Genomic DNA, 22,410 nt, shown 5'->3' with positions numbered 1-22,410 from the left:
ACAAATCAACTTTCGTTTAGAAGCTATATATTAACTTATTCTGACGCTATTTTAGCTTCTTTCGGAAACAACTTAAAAGGATTACTACAGTTCTTACGATACGACTCTAACCCTTTCACTAAAATGCATTAAAGTTTCATCTTGTCTAATCATAAGTCAAATCAGTTAATATATCAAAAGGTTTTCCACAATCGGTAAAACCGGTTTAAATTACAATTGAACAATCAGCGGTTTATTCGCAGTTACTTTCATTGTTTTTACTTTATTTTTATAACGCACTGTTACCTTTTTAGTCTCTATGGTATATAAAGTAGCTGAAGTCAGTACTCCATTTTCCCACTTCATATCCACAACCAGTCCGTTACGTGCCCGCAATCCTTTCATTTCACCCGTTGCCCAAGTCGGTGGCAATGCTGGTAAAAGATGAATCTCCTGATTATGGCTCTGAATCAGCATTTCGGCTATACCAGCAGTACCTCCAAAATTACCGTCTATCTGAAACGGAGGATGCGTGTTGAACAGATTATTTAATGTTGTTTTAGCTAGGAGCTCCTGCACATTTTTTCCAGCCTCATCGCCATACAACAAACGTGCATAAAAATTAATCATCCAAGCTCGACTCCATCCCGTATAGCTTCCCATACGGTTACCTTCATTCTCATTATAAAAACGACGACGGGCTATCGTTCTGCGTGCAGCTTCAAAAATTTCAGGGTCATTTGCATTAATTGATTTCCCGGGATATAAACCAAAAAGATGCGAAATATGTCGGTGCCCCGGTTCAACCTCTTCATAATCCTCTATCCATTCCTGAATCGTGTTATAGCGTGGACTAATTTTAACCGGAGGTAGTTTTTTCATTGCATTTTTCAAGCGATCAGAAAAATCAGATTTTTGACCTAAAATTGTTTCTGCTTCCACACATGCTTGAAATAATTCATTGATGATCTGTACATCCATGGTGGCACCATACGTTAACATAAACTGCTTTCCATCAGCCATGCGATATTGATTTTCAGGAGAGTTCGAAGGAGCTGTGACCAAATTTCCATTTTTATCTTCGACAAGATAGTCCAACATAAACTGCGCTGCTTCCTGCATTGACGGGTAAGCCTCTTTCTTCAAGTATTCTTTATCCTTTGAAAACAAATAATGATCCCATTGATGTAGTACCAACCATGAAGCTGCGATAGGAAAAGTACCCCATCCAACACCATCCGTTATCGCGGTACGTCCGAATAAATCCGTGAGGTGGTTCATTGTCCATCCCGAAGCATTGTATGTTTTCCGGGCGGTGACACGACCGGGTTCACGTAAAGCCGAAATAAAGTTTGAAAAAGGTACTACCGTTTCAGAAAGATTACACACCTCTGCTGGCCAATAATTCATCTGGATATTGATATTGGTATGAAAATCAGAACTCCATGGCGCATTCATATCCTGATTCCAGATACCTTGTAAATTAGCAGGAAGTACACCTGGCGCACGGGATGATCCCATCAATAGATAGCGTCCATATTGAAAATATAGACTAATCAGAGACAAATCCAGTTGACCGTCTTTCACCATTTTTAGACGCTCATTGGTGGGCAACAGAGAGGGGGTACCCATATTAAAAACCACACGGTCAAATAATTTACGATGATCCCTTACATGACGTTTCTCAGCCTCGTCAAAGGGTAAATTTTTAACCTTATCGATGATTTCCTGACAACGTAAAAATGGATCGATCGTACGATCATAATTTAATATCGAGAAATTATAGTCGGTCGTAGCGGTAAAATAGAACAACACCTCATCGGCATCTTTCACAAAAAATGAATTGGCTGTCGCCACTAGGCTACCTCCTTTGTTTACGCCTCGCATCAAACCTGCAAACTTCATATGTAGACCTGGTTCACTCGCATCTTTATGAGGCAGATCTGCAATCTGTCCCTGTATGCGCAGTTCCTTTTCACTCTGTGGCATCGCAGTAGCATCCTGCTCCCTGCCGTACGATAAACGGAAAGTAAGTTTACCCGGTTTATCTGCCGTCAAGCGGATGACGATCACATTGTCAGGAGCCGAGACAAAAACCTCTCTTTTATACTGTACCCCATTCAATTGATAGTGGACAGTTGTAATACCACTTTGAATATCCAATTCACGTCTATAATCTGTAATCTGTTCAGGTTTATACCGTTCGTTCGCAAAATCAATCTGTAGTTCTCCAAAAGACTGGTAAGAGCGTATTCTTAACGGGTCGCTTTTTAGGTATTTTTCGGATAGCGCAGCAGCTTTTTCAATTTCACCAGCGATCAATAACGCTTGTATTTCTGGCAATTTTGTAGCAGCATCCGCATTTGCATCTTGTTTGGTACCTGCCCATAAACTTTCCTCATTAAGCTGTATCGTCTCTTTATTATAATCTCCAAATACCATAGCACCCAAACGGCCATTTCCGACAGGCAATGCTTCATTCCAGTTTTTAGCAGGTTCTTTATACCATAAAACATGATCCTGATGTTGCGCCCTTACATCCACAACAATCATAAAGAAAAGCAAGAAGGATAGCCATACTTTCACTGATGTAAAATATGGGATTAACTTAGTTGAAAACATATAATTTATTCTAAAGATCAAACAGCACAAACACCTCTAAAATATCCCGTTGACTCGGCCAAACCTGCCAAAGGATTCTCCATATCTTTTTCATGTTCCAAGCTACACTTACCGCTATAGTTCACCTTACGCAATGCTTTTATAAATAAAGGAATATGAATGACTCCACGACCAAGCTCACAGGTAGTCCCTTCCGCAGTTGCTGAAGTGACATTTTTGAGGTGTATATCAAATATTCTTTTGTGATATTGTTGTAAATCTTTGATCGCATCCTGTCCATCCCGCGTATCATGTCCCATATCAAAACACATCCCCAGGTTAGCATCTAAATCTTTGATCAGATTATAAATCACCGTAGCATTCGGATACAATTTATCTTCAGGACCATGATTATGAATCGCAAATCGGATCCCTGTTTCCTTTGTCTTATTGGATAGATAGGTCAAATCTTCTTTATTCGGAATACCGATGATTAAATTAACTCCTACACGTTTAGCATAATCGAAAGCATCGTCGATTGCTTTTACCGAAGTGGTGTAAATCGGACCTACAGCATAACCCTTAACACCAGATTTCTTTAGCTTTTCATGAAAATTACTAATTTCGGCTGCTGTACTCTTAAAAGGAAGATGAAAATCTTTGATGCATAGGTATTTAATATCCATCCGCTTCATCATACTTAAAGACTCGTCTAACTTAAAATTGACAAAACTATAACCTGCAACTCCCAAATGGAAGCCATCTTCTTTTCCTTTTTTTACTAAAGTAGTTGCTTGTGCCTCCAATTGAAATGTACTGGCTAAGGCTAATCCAGATATTCCCAAAAATCCCTTTTGGAGAAATGCTCTTCTTGCGTTCATAATAATCTCGGTATTACTCGAATGGTTTAATTGATAGTGGTCATACCTGCTGTCGACCTAGTTTTAAAGATATTAATTTAACGCTAAATAACCGATAAATCACAATAATTTTACGCTCCAAAAAAGTATAATAGCGTTACAACGCTTCATACAACAATTGCCTAACATTTGCTTATTTAACTTAATTTCAGTATCTTACATAAATGTGATTAAAAAATGAGATTACGCTACGTCCTCGTTCATTGATAACGACATCTCTCCTTCTATCTTTCTGGCTTTAGGCAGATCGTCTGCACTTAGCGATTCCTGCTCTTCGTAGTGAGCGGCATCAACTATTTTTTCATTTTTATATTCAGTATGAAACAAAACATTATGGTCATCTATCCGAAGAAGACCTCTACTCCGGTCCATGTTCATTATAGCATTACGCAACAAGGAAATTTTAAAACTATCACCTGCGCAGTACCCGGTATCGAGGAGATTCCAACCTGGCTGGAACTACGCAAATTTGAACTTGTTGCAATGAAATATAACGGCAATTTTGAACTTCTATTTGAACATAGGAAGTATGAAAAAAATATGGATACTGTACTCTTTATGGACAAAGTATTTGAAAGCATCATCGCTGTTTCAAATTAATTTCCGACAGGACTATTACCTTTCGTCTTATATCCTAAAATAAAGTTTTTAAAAGATATCATCCAATGATTGGATGATATCTTTTTTTACGATTATACTCAAAACAAACATGCCTACCATTAAAAAATGGCAGGCATGAAAGATATAAAGAGCAGTTCGAAATGATTGTCAAAAAGTGCTAGTATGTTCTAAATTCACTCACAATTTCTTGACTGGTCAATTTTTTATTATAAACCTTTAGCTCATCTAAAATAGCATTTTTTAAGCTGATCTCGGACAGCGGAAAAACTAAGGTCTGCACTTTCTTATACTTGATTTCTTTACCATTATTCTTATCCTTATAAGGCATCACCACATCAAAAGGTTTCATATCCTTGATCAATTTACCGTTCACATACAATTGTGTACCGATATAATCACCTGTGATGCTTACCTGACTCCACTCATTTATAGGTAAAGTATAATCAAAATAGTATTGATAACCATCACGAGCATATCCAAGACCTTTACCATCACTGAAAACTTTTGCATTTTTCGATACAAACAGATCACCAACTAAATTTGTCTCAGGTTTGATCCAGAAAGACACCGTATACTGTTCACCAATTTCAGCAATAGGTAAAACCAATTTACTTGTTTCACCCGTAAACTTAAGACCACTATCTTTTATCCCCTTTTCAAATTGAGTCCCCGTAGTGCTAGCTTCTTTCCATTCGTTATTCATTTGATTGCGCGTTTGCGAATCAAAATTCAGGTGAACAATCACAGGATCAAGAGCCGCATAATGACCTCTCATATTTAGACCTGGAGCTTCAATGACTGATTTTTTCTTTTGATTGAAAGTAAATAAACTTGTGTGTTGATCTGCTGCTCCCCACATTTTCTCAGCTAGTACCTGTATGGCCGGGAACACACGGTTATGCACATCTTTTTCCGATATCCCATTTCCTGCGATATCATTCCAAACGGCAAACATACCACCATCAACGATCGGATCACCTTTTTCAAAGGTGATATCACCAATCATTCTCGGCTCCCAATTATTATACAGGTTGTCGGTATTGAGGTAGTCGTAATAATAACCCGCAGCCGGTACGATATATAACCAACCATCAGGTGTACTGATCTGTTGGTAACCCAATTTTTTCATCGCGATAGGATCGGCATAACCATTGTACCACATGTTTAATCGTACATCCTTAACCCGAACAGGTGTTGTTCCTTGAGCATGTGTCAAAGCACCCCAGGCACGTACTTTCTTACCATTATCCTGCACCACTTTGATCACGTAATCGGTGAATTTTCTAAATTTCTCAGATTCACTTTTTGCGTACTCATCTGTCCCGATATGTACCTCTTCACCAATAAATACCGGATTAGGACCTTTTGTATATTCATCAAAAATATTTTTGACCACCTCATAACTTTTTGGATTATCCAGATCAAGATGATCCATTCCAAACTTACGGCTCCCTACTTCAGGAATAGCATGGCTAATTGCCAATGAATGGGCAGGCACATCGATTTCCGGAATAATAGTAACCCCATAACGAAGCGCTTTTTTCTGTAACGCGATAAATTCAGCTTTGGTATAGTGTCCATCTTTAGAGGCAAGATTTGGATAGCGTTCATTTTCTAACCGAAAACCTGCATAGGTTTTATCCCAATCGTAGTTAAAATACTGTTGAAAAGCATTATCGTTGAGGTGAATATGAAAATTAGACATCTTGTAATAAGACATCATCTCCACATAATCATTTAAGAAATCGATCGTAAAAAATTTACGTCCCACATCCAGCATAAATCCCCGCACTTCGTATGTAGGATAATCACGAGAGAAACCTTTCTGTATGCTCAGTTGTTTTTTATTTTGAGCAAGCAATTGAAGTAATGTTCTCGTTCCGAAAACCTTACCATTATAATTTGGAGCCTGAATACTGAAGACATCATCAATTTTTAGCGAATACCCTTCATTGCCCAAAGCCTTATCACCTTTAGATCCAATAAAAATATCACCCGCTTTTGGTTCTCCAGTTCGCACAGGCAGATCCAGTCCGATCAACTTTTTGAGATCCTCTTTTAAAAGCTGTGCAGCTTTTGACGACTCTTCATTTTGTTGTTCCAGTACGATCGCTGATTCAGGACGCAATTGGAATACGCCATTCACACCATACCACTCGCGCAAGGAAGGAATTACGAAAGGTTGTTCCCCCACTCCTTTATCACCATATACACCTTTGATGACAATATCTTTCATCGGAATTTCACCAAAAGCCCGATCCGATTTACGGACGATCTTGTAGAGTACATTAACTTTTTTATCGATCAGAGGTTGCGATATCTGACCATTTAGGTCAATCACCACTTTATTATCGGACCCGATCAGGGAGACTTCATATCCTTTTATCTGCGGGACAACCAGCTTGTTATTCTTCAGAGTCGGTTGAGAAAAGAGGGGACTTAATTTTGTAACAGCAAGGCTATCGAGCTGTTCCTGTGCAAAAAGACCTCCAGCAATAAGCTGGAATGCCAATATTGCATAGATTTTTTTCAATTTCATAATGATCTTATGTTCTTTAGATTTGATGTCGCTAAAGTGCAAAAAAATTATTTAAAAGTGGGAGATTCACCATTTAAGAGCTTACAAATAAATCTTTATCATTGTAAAATCATGTTATAGCGTCGTAATTTTCATATTCTATTTCTTTACAATTCAAATATAAACCAAGACCTTAAAAACCAAAATCTGTTTGAAATCATCGAACATAGCGAAAAAGCTCTAAATTTTAAATCTCATTGCTATCAAAAACTGTCTGGGCCTTAATTCGAAATAACTTTGTATAAGCTCATAATCTGAAGAAAACTGTTGCAAATAATTCCTATTATTCAAAATATTGGATGCTGTTAACTCTAAATCTGTACGCCATCGTGTTAGCCTAAATCGATAGGTAGCATCCATAAAATATTGACTCTTTTGTGCCTTGACATTATTGCCATATAAAGAATTGGACAACGTGATCAAATATCGATCATGGGGTGCAAATACAAGGTTGAAAAAATGATTGTTATACAACAGCTTATTGCTCAGCCCATCGGCCAATCTATTATGCGTGCGCCCCAGAGAAATTCGATAATCTCCAGAAATCATGGATGAGGACGAATTGATCAACTCAAAAGTGAATGATTGACTATTTACATGTTGTTTGACCAACTGCTCATTGAGCAAATAATCTGAAGTACTCCAACTTAGGTTTCCACTCATCTTAGCAACAGTTTTGATGCTTATAAATAATTTGGAAACTCCTCCTCTTATCCCCTGAGACAGACTCTGTGCATCTTGGTTATTAATACCGGTGGTGCTGCGTCCCAGACTATCCAATGCGGTACTAAACATATAGTCGCGCCAGCTCATCCTGACATTATAACCCAGATTGGCAAAATTGGCCTTCAACGTGTTTTTATACTCGTAATTTATTCCAGTATTAAGATTTTCATCTTTCAGTAAGCGTGCATCATACTTTTGGATACTCCGATACTGACTAATGATGTAACCATTATAGAAGTTGCCAAGCCCACCAAAGTTTCTCCCTCCGCTCAGGTTTGTACCGAGACTGTTTTTACTGTTAAGCAGATAGGTCATCGAGGCAGATGGGTTCCAACTGCTCCGGAATTCATTTTTCAAGCGCTGTACCCCTTGCTGTTTGACATTATAGTAATATTGACTGAATGGCAGATTAAAACTGTATCTAAACTTACGCACTTCTTTTCCAATTTGGAGCGCCATACGCAACTGCATCTGTGCGCTATTCATATCATTGAAATAACCGGTGTCCAATTTGCGAACGTCTTCCTGATCTTGTATCTCGATATGACTGTTCAACTTACTGCTGTTATAGTTCAGATGAACACTGGGCGAGAATGTCCATCTTTTGATCTTACGTGATAGACTCAAGCCGTTTTCAAAATTAAAGCTCTTAAAACGGACGATCTGCCCCATCCGATCATATGGCTTCCCGTCATTGATCAACGATTCAAATTGACCTGGATTGACTGAAAGACGTTGGGGTGTACTGTGCCACTCTATCGTGGAGGTCATATTGACCAACTGTTTACCTATAAAACGACCAAGTGAAAAAGAATTAAGAAAGGCTTCGTCTGAAAATTTTTTGTCCTGATGTATAGGGGTGTCTTCATTAAAAAGGATATTTCCGACACTGTTGTTCCATTGCTTACGATAATTGGTACTATTCCTGAAGTAAACGTTGGATTCATTCTTCTCGACCATTACCCCAATATTTAACTCATCAACACCATAACTATTGTCCACGACTTCTTGATTTTGAATCACTTCCTTGTTTGTAAAGTACTGTGTCGTAGTTGTTCCTTGACGCTTTCGATTATCATGGAAGTAAGAAAAATTGCCTTTTACTTCGAGACCACACTTCAACTTTTGAATCATATTGCTACTCACTAGAAAAATTTGATTGTCCAACCATTTTTTCTGATCGAAACCCGGAGTGGCCACATCGCGAATAGAAAGATAAGTCGGACCATCGGAAAAGCTAGATCGGGCTGAAAAATACCCGGTACCTGAATAGAATGGTTTTAACTGATGTGACACATCGTCGCCAATATTGTTTGTCTGAAACGAATTGAGTGTTTGAAAGGTCTTTGCAAACGACATCGGCGTTATATTGGCATCCCAAAGCGCTGGGGTGGCACCCAAACCAATTTTCCCTGTACCTGTAGTGGTGAATTTCTTAAGCTGCAGATTAAGTGTGGCGCGATTGGAAAAAACCAACTTATCCAACATTTTAATCGGTTGATGATTTTCAAGAATCTGTACTTTCAAAACCGCATCTGCAGGAAGGTTTTGATTGATAAGGCCGTAACGCCCACCCATCATATCCAAGCCATTGACACGATACTGTTGGATGGGTTCGCCTTGATACAAGATCTGACCACCACGCATCTCGATACCTGGAAGCTTTTTGATGATATCGGCAATAACACGATCTTGCTTTCCAGTAAACGAAGCAACATTATAATTGATTGTATCTTTTCGATTGTAAACGGGTACATCAGCCACCTTTACCTCCTTGATTTTCCTGACCTCTCCTTTTAAAATATAAGCATAGTTAGCGCTAGCATTGACAACATGTACGCTACGCTTGGAATAACTAAGATGATTAAAATCCATCTGTACTGAATCTACATCGGTGACTTTGATCGTCAATTTGAAGGCTCCACCTGCATCACTTTTTGAAAACCCCAACAACGCTGCAGAACCGATCTTTTTATAGGATACCGAAACATTAGCGATCGGTTTTTGATTTTCGTCGAGTAATTTCCCCGTAATAACAGTTTGGGCAAAGGCATGAACACTAATCAATATAAAAATGACTGTAAAAAAGAGCTTATCTCTCATATGGATCTTTTTGCTCATTAAATTAATGCCGCTCGATGTGGTTATTATCTGTTTTCATTTCTGCACGGATATTGACTTTACTTGCGTCAGATAATCTAGCACCGGTTAATAGCGCATATTCGGCCATCGTGTTTCTTAAGTTTTTACGCGCTTTATAAAAAGATTCTTTAGTTGTCTTTTGAAGAGCAAGATCTGGACGTAGTTGATCGAAAGTAACGGAGACGCTATTTACTTTACTTATGTAAGCTATATCGAATGTAAAAAACTTATCCTGATCTGATATGGACAACACTAAACCAAGAAGTCCACAAAACTTGTAAGGTCCATCTGAAATAGGAATATCCATGGTAAACCACGCTGTCCATTTTCTCCCTCCCCAATCTGCTGTTGCTTTTTGACAAACAAAATCATGTATATGAGCAGTGTCCGGATGCATTTCCCATTGTAGATCCCCCTTCTTTTCTTCGTAATAGGACAGTTCATTATTCCAATCTAATTTGATCCCGTTGACAGGTTCATAGGTAGCAATAACATCTCCCCGCTTTACAATCAAAAAGTTATTGGGCTCTATACGACCATAAGTGTAGACAAACATATTACGACCTTCTTGCAGCGCCAATGCTGAATCGCTTCTAAATTTTGACAGGGTCTGAAAATGACTTTCTTGCTCACCGATAGTCAGTTGTGTAAAAACACTTCTTCGCGAGGCACTGGAGGTACTATCGTTCTGATAGGTAAACTTATAAAGTATCTTCGTATCAAATTTCACAGGTTTGACCTGAGCTTTAACAGTGAATTGAAACAATAAAAAAAATAGTGGAAAAAATATTATTTTCATAATGCATGATATTACAGAATGGTCAAACTAATTCTTGACTATTCTTATTTGATTCAGAAAGATCCACTGGTGGTTATTAAAATTTAAGTTTATACTTAAAGATAAATAAATGGTTTCAAATATTAAACTAATAAATTAAATCAATCGATTGCGTAATTTTCAGCGCAAATAAATAAGGTTCAGTGATATTACAGAGAAGGAATTGCTTTTAGCCTAAATAAAGCTAAAACTATTATGATAATGGCGAACTGATTAAGAAAGTGGATTTTCTATCTTTGGGAATTCCCTAATTCAGGATAAAAAAAGATGGTTTTTGATTATTCGAAAAGTGTAAAAGAGATGGATAATCCTGTCTGACTATCCATCTCTTTTACACTTTACAAAAAGAACATATGGCGATGAAAAAGTAAACCACTGATTTAATTCTCCATAGAATTACCTAAATAAAACCAACTTGCTTCCTGAACGTGCTTTACTTTGGTCAATTCAAAAATCAGTTCTTCAATCTTATCGTCACTTTTACCAACGGTGGAAAGTTTTACATTTAATATGACTGTGTTTGCATTCTCGACAGATACATTGCGTAAGACAGATCGTAGCAAATATGTATGTCTATTCTCAATCTGACCAACAATATGACTCCGGATATCCGTTTCATCTTCAACTTTACAGGTTACTTTGATTAAATAAAAGGCTTCCTGTACTTTTCTGCTTTTATACGATTTTAATGCTCCTAACCAATCACTAAAAGGTCCCATTGCAATATGAGTAAACAGGATCGCGCCGGTCACAATAGTAGCTTCGATATATAAGGCCATACCACATAACGTGCCGACCGCGGCCGAACACCAAATCGTTGCAGCGGTATTGAGTCCACGTATCGTCAATCCATCTTTCATGATAACACCTGCGCCAAGAAATCCTATGCCCGTCACAATCTGTGCTGCAATACGTCCTGGATCGCCACCATCGGCACCATATAGGTATACAGACAACAACATGTATGCTGCGGCTCCAATGGATACCAGCGCATTTGTACGTAGTCCTGCGCTCTTGTCCCGCCACTGACGCTCTGCTCCTATTGAAAGTCCTAAGGCAAATGCGATGGCAATTCGCGTAATAAAATCGACCGAATCTAAATAACCAGTTTGTATGAGTAAAAATTGAATGTTCATGCTTGTAAAATATCTTTTTAAAGTTAGTCTTTACTTCTTTAAGAAGATATGAAATCTTCACTTAAAAGAGCTTTATCCAATTATTATGATTTTATGTTAATTTCTACTTTCTATTGAGTGCGATCAATAAACTTCTGAAAGGATCAATGACCACGCCCATCGACCATACTTTGTATAAATTCGTTTATGTTTAAGTAGCACTATAGCAATCAAATCTTACATACACAAAATTGTTTTTAGATCATTTTTATTAGATTTAACCCATGAAGATTATAATATTTGATTTAGACGGAACATTGTTAGATACGTTACAAGATTTGGGTGATAGTTGCAATATGATCCTTGAGCAATATGGTTATCCAACTCATCCTCTTGAATCTTACAAGAAATTTGTAGGGAATGGTGTCCGAATGCTTATCGAAAGAGCACTGCCTCAAGATGCGAGGACAGACGATACTATACCCCACCTACTTTCAGCATTTAAGAAATATTACGAAGAAAAAGCCGAGAGCCATACTAAACCATATGCCGGTATTATTCAATTATTACAAGATCTGCAATCGTCAGGTTATTTGATTTCGATTGCATCTAATAAATATCATGAGGCTGTCCTGCCATTGGTGGCAAAATATTTTTCAGAGATTTCATTTGATCTGATATTGGGTCATCGAAATGGACATCCGGCTAAACCCAATCCTGATATTGTATTCGATACACTCAATATACTGAACGTAAAACCTGATGATTGCTTTTATGTCGGTGATTCGTCGGTCGATATGGATACTGCCAAAAATGCTGGTGTGCAAGCAATCGGGGTCTCATGGGGCTTTCGCGAAGTCGAAGAATTAAAGCGACATGGAGCAACATTCATTATTGATAAACCGAAGCAACTGCTGGATATTTTGACATCATCGTCAATATCGCTGCAATAATTAAAACCATAAAAGCCACATCGCTACGTTGTATCACTAAGAGTTAGACTCTTTTTATTCACAGTCAACGCGATGTGGCTTTTCATAAGTGTATAAATAATTAGTATTTTAAAACTATCTCTATTCATGCACTATGATTCGATTTTTTCAATATTTCTATAAGGGGCATCTAACTAAAAGATGAGATCTTTTCTCCTACTTTCGGGCATCACTTTCAAGAATTCCATTTTCCCATTTTTATAAGTACCTTCAATAACAGTGTTTTTAAAAGCATGTACTTTAAAATTCACATCCCAGTCTTTTGGCCAAGCCGGCAACATATAAATCTTATCTCCGTCACATTGAACCAACATTTCCTGTAAGGTATTCATCATATTGCCAACACCGTCATAATCTGGTTTCCAATCGTGCGGGCTATCCATGTATCCTTTAAATCGAAAACCTTTTAGATATGCACCGCTACGGGCTTTAATATCTTTGGCAGCTTCTGTGGCAAGACCCAAACGAGCGGCAAAAATTCCTGTTTGATACCAGCATACCCGACCTGGATTGGGCATATTGAAATAGGCTCGCTCAACTTCTTTAATATTGGGTTTATGGATCCCATAAATCCGAAATGGAAATAAACAATATAAATCCGGTGCTTCATAATTTGTTCTTTGAGGATTATAAAAAGCGGCATTGTCCACCACAACATTCCCAAGACTATCCTTTTTCTTCGGCAGATCGGGAATAGTGGACAGCATAGTAGTCCAATTCTGTTTATCTTCAGGAGTTAATGTACTTTGAGGTAGTTTTAAAAGTTCTTCTAATACATAATGTAGTCCGGCAGTAGAAGGCATATCATTGACAACATCCGTCCAATATGTTTCTAATCCGTGGCTTGGAAAAATATGTAACTTGCCCTGCTCATCTTTCTTAAAACGTGTATTGTAAAACTGAAGTGCTTTTCGTGCCCAAGGCAACGCTTTTGTTTTTAAAAATGCTTCGTCTCCAGTATAGTGATAATAATCGAGCATCATCACCGACATTTCTAAACATTGCTGCCATATATCTTTTGTATATTCTTCAGAATATACATCGGATTCCAATCCAAAATCGCCCATTCCCGGTAAGCCGAATGTACTGATACATTCCTGCATATAGATTCCTGATGCACCATAATATTTGTTTGATCTGGCTTCAAAAGTCTTCGCTTGCTTGATATAAAAATCAAAAAACGGTTTCATCATGTCAAAATTACCCTGTGCAAACTGTGGCAGGTATAAAAAGCGCACGTTCTGCCACCAGTAATTCACGCCATAAAATCGATAATCTGCCGAGTAATTCTTTTGACGTACATCAGGTCCATAATAGGCATACTTTGGATCTACATTAAAAATTCCTCCCTGAAATCGAGCAGGAAATTCATTTCGCATCTGACAGGCCATCTGATATTTAGACAGAATATAAGTCTGGGTGTACGTTGATAGACTATCAGAACCATTATTGATATCAATCCATCCTCTATTCCAAAAATTTGTCCACCACCTAGCGGTTTGTTCATAGGCTTTTTTAGGACTAGGAGACTGAGCAATCCATCCAGCAATTTCCTTTTCCCAAGTTGCCGGATCAGGCGTTTGCCGGGTATAGCCGGCTATCCGAATATCAATGTTTTTTAATGGTCTCTTGGTGTGTAAAACGCTATCAGAAAGACTTACTAAACCTGAAGCTTTGATATAACCTCCAAAAGTATTATCCTTCAAGGGATCAATAATCTGATTCGCATAGTCTTCCATTCCTTGTTTCTTAATGTGCACAGGCACACTGCTGTAAGCATTCCGATGATACCATACAAGGGCTTGTGGTTTTTTAAGAAACACATCTGCAGATTCCCAGGCTTCTGCCCCGTCCGGAACTCCGGTTCTATAGAGCCAGGTAGAAGCAAGTTCTTCCATATTGAGCTCATGTTTATTTTTTCTCCAGTTTTCCAAAGTCACCTTCACCTGAACTGGTTTTTCACTGTATCCAGAAATATACATTACAGGAGAGTTTGCATCAATAAAGATCTTTAAATTTAACTCCTCTCCTTTTTTCCCGGCTAGAATTTTTAATGTTCCTTCTTTCAGATTCAATTCCTGACGGAAGGGCTTCCCTTTAAAAAAAGGACTCTCTGAAAAGGAAATCCTGACCCCTCCTAACTTTAACAGCCGTTGTAATTCAGAATGTGAATCATTACGCGAGAGATATAATAATAGATCGCCATTCTCTTCTACCCAGACGTTACTCCCTAGACTTCCATTACCAATTGGAACATTACCTGTTTCGTTGATGGATGGTGTATTAAAAATGATTTTATAGTTATTCTTCTCTTCCTGCGAAAACGCTTCGAATATCAGCAATTGAACTATAAACAAGATGGTTAGTCGGAGTCTACTCATTTTTAAAAAATATTTTGAATACAAACTGCAGATAGCACAACTTTCTTAAATTATAGAAGATCGTTCAATCAATGTGTCAATACGAATTGATCTATTAATAGCTTGCCTAATCAACTTTTAAAATAAATAGATGCTAATTAGCTGCAATTGGTTATTATTAAATTGTTTTTCTTCCTATAAAGCTATAGAGTAAAGTCATAAAGTATGCATTCAATATTAACATGAAATGCATGCATTATTAACTTTTTTAGAAAAGGGCTAAATGACTTAGTAAATGATGCTTAATAATTTATCAAAGAGCCAAGAAGAATTACTTTTATAATTTAAACTATCTTTGTAAGACAATCTCTTAACACTGTCAAAATGGATTTTGAAATCTTATTGAAACAAATTGATTTTATAAAAGAAATCGATAAGGTCAAATACATACAACGGAAAACTAAATTGTTCAATAGTAACCGTAATGAAAATGATGCGGAACATAGCTGGCATCTGGCGATGATGGCATTGATTTTGGCTGAACATGCAAACGAACCAATTGATGTATTGAAAGTGGTAAAAATGGTTCTGATCCATGATATTGTTGAAATTGACGCTGGAGATACCTTCATCTACGATATGCAAAAAAATCATGTTAATACAGACCAAGAAAGACTGGCTGCTAATCGGATTTTTGGACTGTTACCTCAAGAACAGTCGAAAGAATTTATTGCAGTATGGGAAGAATTTGAGGCAGGTCTAACTCCTGAAGCTAAGTTTGCGAGAACAATGGATCGATTGGAACCTCTCTTGCAAAACACTTCAAATAATGGGGGAACCTGGAAAGAGTTTGATGTTGATTACAGTAAGGTATTCGAAAAAAAGAAAATCATTAATGAGGGATCTACTACGATATGGAAGTATGCTGAAGAACTCATCAACGAAAGCGTGGAAAAGGGTATTTTAAGAAAAGATTAAACTGCAAATAACTCATTTATTCTACTTGGTCGGTGGAACGTTTTAAGGTAAGAACTGTGATTTCGGGCCACACGCCCACCCTGCCTTTCAGACCATGATAACCGAAGCCTCTATTGACATATAAAAATTTTCCGTCTCGTTGGTACAGTCCTGCCCATTGTTTATAAAAGTACTGGATAGGACTCCATTTAAAACCAAAAAGCTCAATTCCAAACTGCATACCATGCGTATGACCGGCCAAGGTGAGGTGAACATGTTTAGCGTGATCTACAGTAACTGCATCCCAGTGTGATGGATCATGAGACATTAGGATCTTAAAGGAATCGGCAGGTATAGCAGCTGTTGCTTGATTGAGATTGCCAAACTGATGGAAACCGCCTTTGCCCCAATTCTCCACCCCCACTAATGCAATACGTTGTCCATGCTTATGCAGTAAGACAGCTTCATTAAGTAATAATTTGAAACCCATCTCACTGTGTATTTCTTTAACACGCATCAGATTTGCCTCTTTAAGTGATGTACTGGACCATTTGGTATAATCACCATAGTCATGATTACCTAAAACAGAATACTTCCCATAAGGGGCTTTTAAGGTGGTAAAAAGATCAATCCATGGATCCATCTCGGAAGCCATGTTGTTGACGAGATCTCCTGTAAATAAGAGCAGATCACTGTTTTGGGCATTCGCAAGATCAATACCTTTCTGTACACCTTTGATGTTACTTAAACTACCAGAATGGATGTCGGACAATTGTGTAATGGTAAAACCATCGAAAGCTTCGGGTAAATCTGAAAAATGCAAGATCTCTTTTCTAACCCTATAAAAATGACGACCTCTAGTCAGCCCGAAAATAATCGCCAAAAAGACTATGCCAGCAAGTACTGCGACAAGTTCACTGACGTAAAAATTCCTAGGCGGAAAACTACGGAATAGTCGACCAATATCTTCCAATAATAGAATCGGAACAGAAAATAATTTTGGAATAAAGATAAGCAACATCGCTGTGATCAAACCCGATGCATAACGCTGAATATCGCTAATACGTTTCCGCAAAAATATAGTGACTATAATAGCACCCAGTACAACAATATCAATAAGCCAATAAATGACATGGATCAGCGGATTTGAAAAAAGTGTAATTATTGCCTGATAAAAATAAATATCTCCTATGAGGAATAGTAATAAAATTAAAATAAGTCTCTGTGCCATATCGAATAATATTATATAGAGTAAGGCGAATGATGTGCCAAAACATAAAATGAGTTCCAGAACATTTATTCCTATTCGACAGGTATGCGTAAAATTACTAATGTACCGCCACCTTCTGGAATTTCTGTAATAGAGACACTTGCTTTTTTACCCAATAATTGTATTCGCTCGTGACTGATCGTACCTGATAATGAACGGTGTGCAGGATCAAAATTACTTTTTTCAGTTTTTCCACTATCTGCAATCTTTACTTGTAAGATATCTTGTTCTATCTCAAAATGAATACTAATATCTCCTAGACCTTCTTCCAAATCGATCCCGTGAAGTATCGCATTTTCTACATAAGGCTGTATAAGCATGGGCGGAACCATAATTGCTCCCAGATCATGTTCGATTGGTTGTAATATAGTATACCTAAATGCATCTTCATAACGCATTTGCTGCAGGCTTAAGTAGTTTTCTAACGTTTCAATCTCCTCATCTAGAGGTACACGATTTTCGCGGCTGAGCTCCAAACTGCTACGCAATAATCGACTAAAACGGTTGAGGTATTTGATGGCAATTTCTTTTTTATCCAACCGCACAAAACTCTGTACAGCTGCTAATGTATTAAAGATAAAATGGGGTTCCATCTGTGTGCGTAACAATTGTTGCTGCAATAGTATTTTTTCTTTTTCTTGAAGAAAACGACGTTGACGAAAACTATAAAACAAAAACAATATGGTGACACCAAGGAGGATAATACCTAAAACAGATACGGCAAGCCATAAACGATTTTGTTGCAATTGCAGTTTATTAATTTTTATACCTTCATTTAATTTATGAATAGAGCGATCTTTAGTCTGCAACTGATGAAGAGCATTCATTTCTGCAACAGCTTGTGTATTTTCTGTCTGATAGATTCCTTTTTGTAATTCTGCTGTTTGAGTCAATACCGCTATGGCTTCATTTTTCTTTCCCTGTAAATTGTACAATGATGCCAAGCTTTGCTGATAAACGAGATCACTGTCTGCGAAAATTAGTCCTGTATGTTTTTCCTTTAGAAGTTTTGCTTTTTCAAGAAATTGTGAGGCTAATGTTGCGTGTTTTTGAGCCGTATAAATAGCTGCAATATTGCAGTAATCGATAAAAAGATTATTAATTTCGCTCGAAGTTGCCTCTTCATTGTACAGATATCCATCTGATTTAATTTTAAGCAGCTGATAATGAAGTAACGAATCAAGTTGCGTATGTTTTTCAAAATATTGAATTTTAGAATCGTATAGAAAACTAATATTATATTTATCAGGGTTCTGCGCATGTAGTACTTCCAGTTTTTGAAGATAAAAAGCCATACTATCTGCTGGTTTCTGGCGCTTATTCAAAGTCTGTATCATTTGTACCAGCACACGTTGTCGATTAATATGTCCTTGTGGCAATGAATCTGCCATAGGCAAAGCATCACGGTTCATTTTTTCAGCTAAGTCATATTGAAAGCTTAGGAGGTTACTTTGTGCTGCAGATAGTAACATAGATGTTTTTGCTATAAATGACAGATCTACCGTTGAGTCTGCTAAAACAATTGCGGCTGCTTTGTTATAATAATAACTGGCTTCTTTCATGCGGGCACTCATGCTCAAAACATTCCCCATCCCATTGTATATAAGTGCCTTATTCTTAAAACCACCATCTATAGGATCTATCAGTTCAAGTGCATCTTCAATAAGGACACGAGCAGAATCATTGCCCTTCATACTGTAAAGCCTTGCCAATTGATATTTAACGGTTGATGATTGTATGGTATCATTTTTCACAATGGGGTTTCGATCGAGTTTTCGCCAAACAGTAATCAATGAATCTCTATTGGTGGGATTAGCTCCTACTTTTTCCAAATCCTTTATCTGAACCGAAATGGCATCATCAGATTTTGCCAACAAAACTTTCTTGTTATTGTCTTTACAAGATGAATAACCTATAACCATCCATAAATAAAAAATAAGTAGCTGTATACGTATCATTTTTTCAAAAAAAGTTGGGTTAATATCGTATTCTTCCGTCGTGTAGAGATTGGAATCTCTTCTTTATTTTTCAGAACAATATATTCGGATCGGTTAATGCCTGAGATATATTGCTGATTAACCAAATAAGACTGATGCGTGCGTAAGAAATGTGGAGCTGGCAAAAGTTCCTCGTAATACTTAAGAGGTCTTGAGATAAGCTCCTTATCACCATTACTTAAAATGAAAAGAGTATATGGACCATCACCTTTACAATAGACAATATCACTAACAGAAACAATGCGTGTGTTATTAATGGAATTCAAAACAATACTTTCTGGTAATTCACCTATCTGGATTGAGGTCTGTGCTAAAGACAATTGTTGCATCCATTGCGGATTATTTTCCCTTCGACGACGATATCGCTCTAATGCCTCCTGGAGCTCTATCTCATCAATAGGCTTGAGCAGATAATCGAGTGCTCCGTACTTGATGGCCTTTATAGCAAAATGATTATATGCAGTAATGAATATTATATTTTGTGGAATGGGCGTTAATTTTTTCAACAAATCGAATGCTGTTCCATCTTTGAGCTGAATATCCATAAATATTACATCTGGTTGCTTTTCTTCAAGCAACTTAATGGCTTTATGTACGCTGTCTGCCCAACCCACAAGTTCGGTATTGGTTTCTTGCTGTATCAGGTAAGCGATCTCTTTACGAACTGCAGGCTCGTCTTCTATTATGGCAACGGTTATCATCTTTTCACTTTTAGCTATTGTAAAGATAGTATATTGTAAGTGCTCTAAAATAAATTCATTTTTTAAATTTAACGATATAGCAATAAGAAATAAACATTTGGAAATAGTTTAAAGATCAGCATCGAGATTGGAACGATCATTTTTTTAAGTTCTATTCTCATGAGATGATAATCGAATAACGTATTGAATAACAAAAGCGCCAGATCTTTATTAGATTGGCGCTTTTGTTATCTATTGAACTGGATACTTATGTTTCCTGATCAACAACAGGACATACTTATTTCAATATTTTAAAAGATTTAGCTTGTTTCTTTACTTTAAAAAAAGCAAATGCACATAAAATCGACATTGTAGTAAAAAGCAAATCAATAAATAAGATATCATATGATTTTGTTTGAAATGTATTCCAGATCCAGAGATTTGTGGTGATACCATTTACAATCGGTACTGCCAAACACAAAATGGTTGATAAGAATAGGGTATGCTTGTTTACTTTCGTTAGATCACGCAGTATTAATAAATAGATGATCATCACTAACCAACTATAAAAATAAAGACTATAGATAAAACTCTGATTTACGACAGCTGAAAATTTTATGACAATAAAGGTAAATGCAGTAATAGGAAGCATACTCAATGACATGGATATGAAAAGATTGGCTGCCCAAAAATTAAACTTCCTTTTATATGCAGGAATATTAGGTTTTTCCCGTGCAACCAGCCAAATCATAATGCCTGAAATAATGACGACACAACCCAGTAAACCCAAAACGAAATAAACGATACGCAAGGTTCTGCCTCCAAAATCTCCAAAATGAAGGTGATAAACCAAACTCTTAACCCAATCAACATATGTTGCATCTGTTGTAGGTGATTTCACTGATGAAGGTTTTCCTTCAGCGGCTTTCATAAGAACGTAACCAGATCCCGCAAAACTAGCGCTGGGTTTAGGTTTAGTTTCTAAAGCAATTTCCATACTTTTATCTCCAAAATTTCGGATATAAAGTCTCGAAATGTCCGATTCCGGCCATTCATTCATCCATTGGTTTACGAATGCATTGACATCTAATTTTTGGGCTAAGGGTTGATAACTGTAAGTTGGCGCCATCGTTCTGTTATACTGAAGTTCCTGATATAATTTATCCTGATCACCATTGTAAATAAATTTACTAAATGGTGAAATCAATACATAATTGACGATAAGAACAACTCCTGTAATGGCAAATATCAATTGAAATGGAAATCCGATAACACCCAAAACAGTATGCATGTCGGTCCAGACTGTTTTCCATTTACTCCAGGGTCTAAATAAAAAGAAGTTATTTTTAATCTTATCCCAATGAAGAAATAAACCTGTAATCAAGGCAAACAGAAACAAAAATGAAACAATTCCTGCCAGGAGGTAACCAAATGGAGTTCCCAATCGAATTGGAATCTGATTGAGTGGAGCTAAGAAATGTAAGCGATATAAAAACTCACCCATATCATAACCTTCATCATAAGAACTCTGTGTTTTGTCTACAAATGAGTGTAAAAAATAGGCAGAATCTTCATTTTTTGCTCCCCGTCTCTTACGACCTTTTGATTTTTCGGTTTTGGGTTCAGGTTTACTGATCGTTGTATCTTGTGACACACTCATATTAACATAAGTCCCGTGTCCTTGCCTCAATAAATAGAAGTCGAAATTTCTACCTTGGAGATTATATTTTGTTCCCATCGAATCCAATATATAATTGAAGTCAGCAGGAGATTCTACATTGCTAAGTGATTTACCTTTTTGCCATGCGGCGATATCATCTTTAAAAAAAGAGAAAGAGCCTGCAAAAAAGATCACATAAAGCAGTGCTGCGATAACAATACCACTGATCGTGTGGGTATGAAAGTAAATATTATATTTTCTTTGATCCATGGTATAAACTTAATGATTGATAATATAAGGTAGCGAAAACAATAAAGTAAGGCCAATATAAGTTAGTGCCAACCGCCACAATTTAGGTTCTAAAAATGCCCAGAATAATAAAAATGCCCAAAGTAAATATCCGGTAAAGAAGGCCGTAGCAATTACATTTTCTGGTGGAAATAATGCTGTTAATAATACATGAAAACTGATCATGACCGTATAACCACCTAGGGTTCCCAACAAAATACGACAAAGCCTTATCCAGGGAGATTTTGTTAAATATTTTTTATTAGCAGGCATATATTAATGGATAAATACTTCAATCAGAAATGAACATAAATAAACTCCTAATACTACACGATAACCAAAGTAGGAAAAAGGAAAGAAAAAGACTACTAGACAGCCCATACACATCAGGATAACAAAAAAAGCAAATATTCCACTGGCTATACCTACAGCATAAATCAAGCAGGCAGTAGCTATTAGGAACAGAACTATTGCTATTGTACGTGATTGTTTTTTTCGATCGGCAAGATAGGACCAAAGTTTGGATTTATTCTTCCATGCAATACGTTTGGAAGTATTCATCCATAACATAAATGCAATAAACAATATTAAACATACTGTACTTATCATAATGAGAAAAGCAAATTAAAAGATAGAACTTGGGAATCTCTTTGAGATTCCCTTATGCTCTATCTGTTATTGATATG

General features: G+C 37.0%; 16 protein-coding genes. 3 read left to right on the top strand and 13 right to left on the bottom strand.

What is annotated here, in order from left to right:
- Window positions 1–210: 210 nt before the first annotated feature.
- Window positions 211–2,601 (bottom strand): glycosyl hydrolase family 95 catalytic domain-containing protein, encoded by a 2,391-nt coding sequence (locus M2265_RS21680; protein WP_132770771.1) that lies wholly within the window; start codon window positions 2,599–2,601, stop codon window positions 211–213.
- 17 nt (window positions 2,602–2,618) lie between these two features.
- Window positions 2,619–3,461, bottom strand: a complete 843-nt coding sequence (locus M2265_RS21675) for a sugar phosphate isomerase/epimerase family protein (RefSeq protein WP_132770772.1) — start codon at window positions 3,459–3,461, stop codon at window positions 2,619–2,621.
- A 357-nt stretch (window positions 3,462–3,818) separates the two neighbouring features.
- Here M2265_RS21675 and M2265_RS21670 point away from each other — a divergent pair, with 357 nt between their 5' ends.
- Entirely contained in the window at window positions 3,819–4,100 is a 282-nt protein-coding gene (locus M2265_RS21670) for a hypothetical protein (protein WP_132770774.1), read from the top strand.
- A 178-nt stretch (window positions 4,101–4,278) separates the two neighbouring features.
- On the opposite strand, the gene M2265_RS21665 is transcribed toward M2265_RS21670, so the two are convergent.
- From M2265_RS21665 to M2265_RS21650, 4 genes are all read right to left on the bottom strand, one after another.
- Window positions 4,279–6,660 carry a family 20 glycosylhydrolase gene (locus tag M2265_RS21665; protein WP_132770776.1) on the bottom strand — a complete coding sequence of 794 codons (2,382 nt, stop codon included), beginning with the start codon at window positions 6,658–6,660 and terminating at the stop codon, window positions 4,279–4,281.
- Window positions 6,661–6,879: 219 nt separating this feature from the next.
- Window positions 6,880–9,528, bottom strand: coding sequence for a hypothetical protein (locus M2265_RS21660; protein ID WP_132770778.1), 2,649 nt, complete (start codon window positions 9,526–9,528; stop codon window positions 6,880–6,882).
- A gap of 22 nt (window positions 9,529–9,550) precedes the next feature.
- Window positions 9,551–10,366: a GLPGLI family protein gene (locus M2265_RS21655; protein ID WP_132770780.1), complete on the bottom strand. Its 816-nt coding sequence runs from the start codon at window positions 10,364–10,366 to the stop codon at window positions 9,551–9,553.
- A 419-nt stretch (window positions 10,367–10,785) separates the two neighbouring features.
- Window positions 10,786–11,541, bottom strand: a complete 756-nt coding sequence (locus M2265_RS21650) for an MgtC/SapB family protein (protein WP_021189984.1) — start codon at window positions 11,539–11,541, stop codon at window positions 10,786–10,788.
- A 263-nt stretch (window positions 11,542–11,804) separates the two neighbouring features.
- Between M2265_RS21650 and M2265_RS21645 the strand changes: the two genes are divergently transcribed.
- A complete protein-coding gene (locus tag M2265_RS21645) occupies window positions 11,805–12,473 on the top strand; it encodes an HAD family hydrolase (RefSeq protein ID WP_132770782.1) in 669 nt (222 codons plus the stop codon).
- Window positions 12,474–12,646: 173 nt separating this feature from the next.
- Here the strand turns inward: M2265_RS21645 and M2265_RS21640 are convergent, their stop codons facing one another.
- Window positions 12,647–14,893, bottom strand: a complete 2,247-nt coding sequence (locus M2265_RS21640; RefSeq protein ID WP_132770784.1) for a DUF5703 domain-containing protein — start codon at window positions 14,891–14,893, stop codon at window positions 12,647–12,649.
- 363 nt (window positions 14,894–15,256) lie between these two features.
- Between M2265_RS21640 and M2265_RS21635 the strand changes: the two genes are divergently transcribed.
- Window positions 15,257–15,850, top strand: coding sequence for an HD domain-containing protein (locus tag M2265_RS21635; protein WP_021189979.1), 594 nt, complete (start codon window positions 15,257–15,259; stop codon window positions 15,848–15,850).
- Window positions 15,851–15,866: 16 nt separating this feature from the next.
- On the opposite strand, the gene M2265_RS21630 is transcribed toward M2265_RS21635, so the two are convergent.
- The 6 genes from M2265_RS21630 to M2265_RS21605 form a co-directional block, all read right to left on the bottom strand.
- Window positions 15,867–17,060, bottom strand: coding sequence for a metallophosphoesterase (locus M2265_RS21630; protein WP_132770786.1), 1,194 nt, complete (start codon window positions 17,058–17,060; stop codon window positions 15,867–15,869).
- Window positions 17,061–17,131: 71 nt separating this feature from the next.
- Window positions 17,132–19,057 carry a histidine kinase gene (locus M2265_RS21625; RefSeq protein WP_132770788.1) on the bottom strand — a complete coding sequence of 642 codons (1,926 nt, stop codon included), beginning with the start codon at window positions 19,055–19,057 and terminating at the stop codon, window positions 17,132–17,134.
- Entirely contained in the window at window positions 19,054–19,797 is a 744-nt protein-coding gene (locus M2265_RS21620) for a LytR/AlgR family response regulator transcription factor (protein WP_132770790.1), read from the bottom strand. Before M2265_RS21620 ends, M2265_RS21625 begins: the two co-directional genes overlap by 4 nt.
- A gap of 277 nt (window positions 19,798–20,074) precedes the next feature.
- Window positions 20,075–21,706: a PepSY-associated TM helix domain-containing protein gene (locus M2265_RS21615; protein WP_132770792.1), complete on the bottom strand. Its 1,632-nt coding sequence runs from the start codon at window positions 21,704–21,706 to the stop codon at window positions 20,075–20,077.
- 9 nt (window positions 21,707–21,715) lie between these two features.
- The gene (locus tag M2265_RS21610) at window positions 21,716–21,997 is read right to left on the bottom strand and encodes a hypothetical protein (RefSeq protein WP_021189975.1); all 282 of its coding nucleotides are present in this window, start codon (window positions 21,995–21,997) and stop codon (window positions 21,716–21,718) included.
- 3 nt (window positions 21,998–22,000) lie between these two features.
- Window positions 22,001–22,333 (bottom strand): hypothetical protein, encoded by a 333-nt coding sequence (locus M2265_RS21605; protein ID WP_132770794.1) that lies wholly within the window; start codon window positions 22,331–22,333, stop codon window positions 22,001–22,003.
- Window positions 22,334–22,410 lie beyond the last annotated feature (77 nt).

The organism is Sphingobacterium kitahiroshimense, from assembly GCF_025961315.1.
Lineage (GTDB): Bacteria > Bacteroidota > Bacteroidia > Sphingobacteriales > Sphingobacteriaceae > Sphingobacterium > Sphingobacterium anhuiense.
Note: the sequence above shows the minus strand (reverse complement) of the source record. Positions and strands in the feature narration are given on the sequence as shown.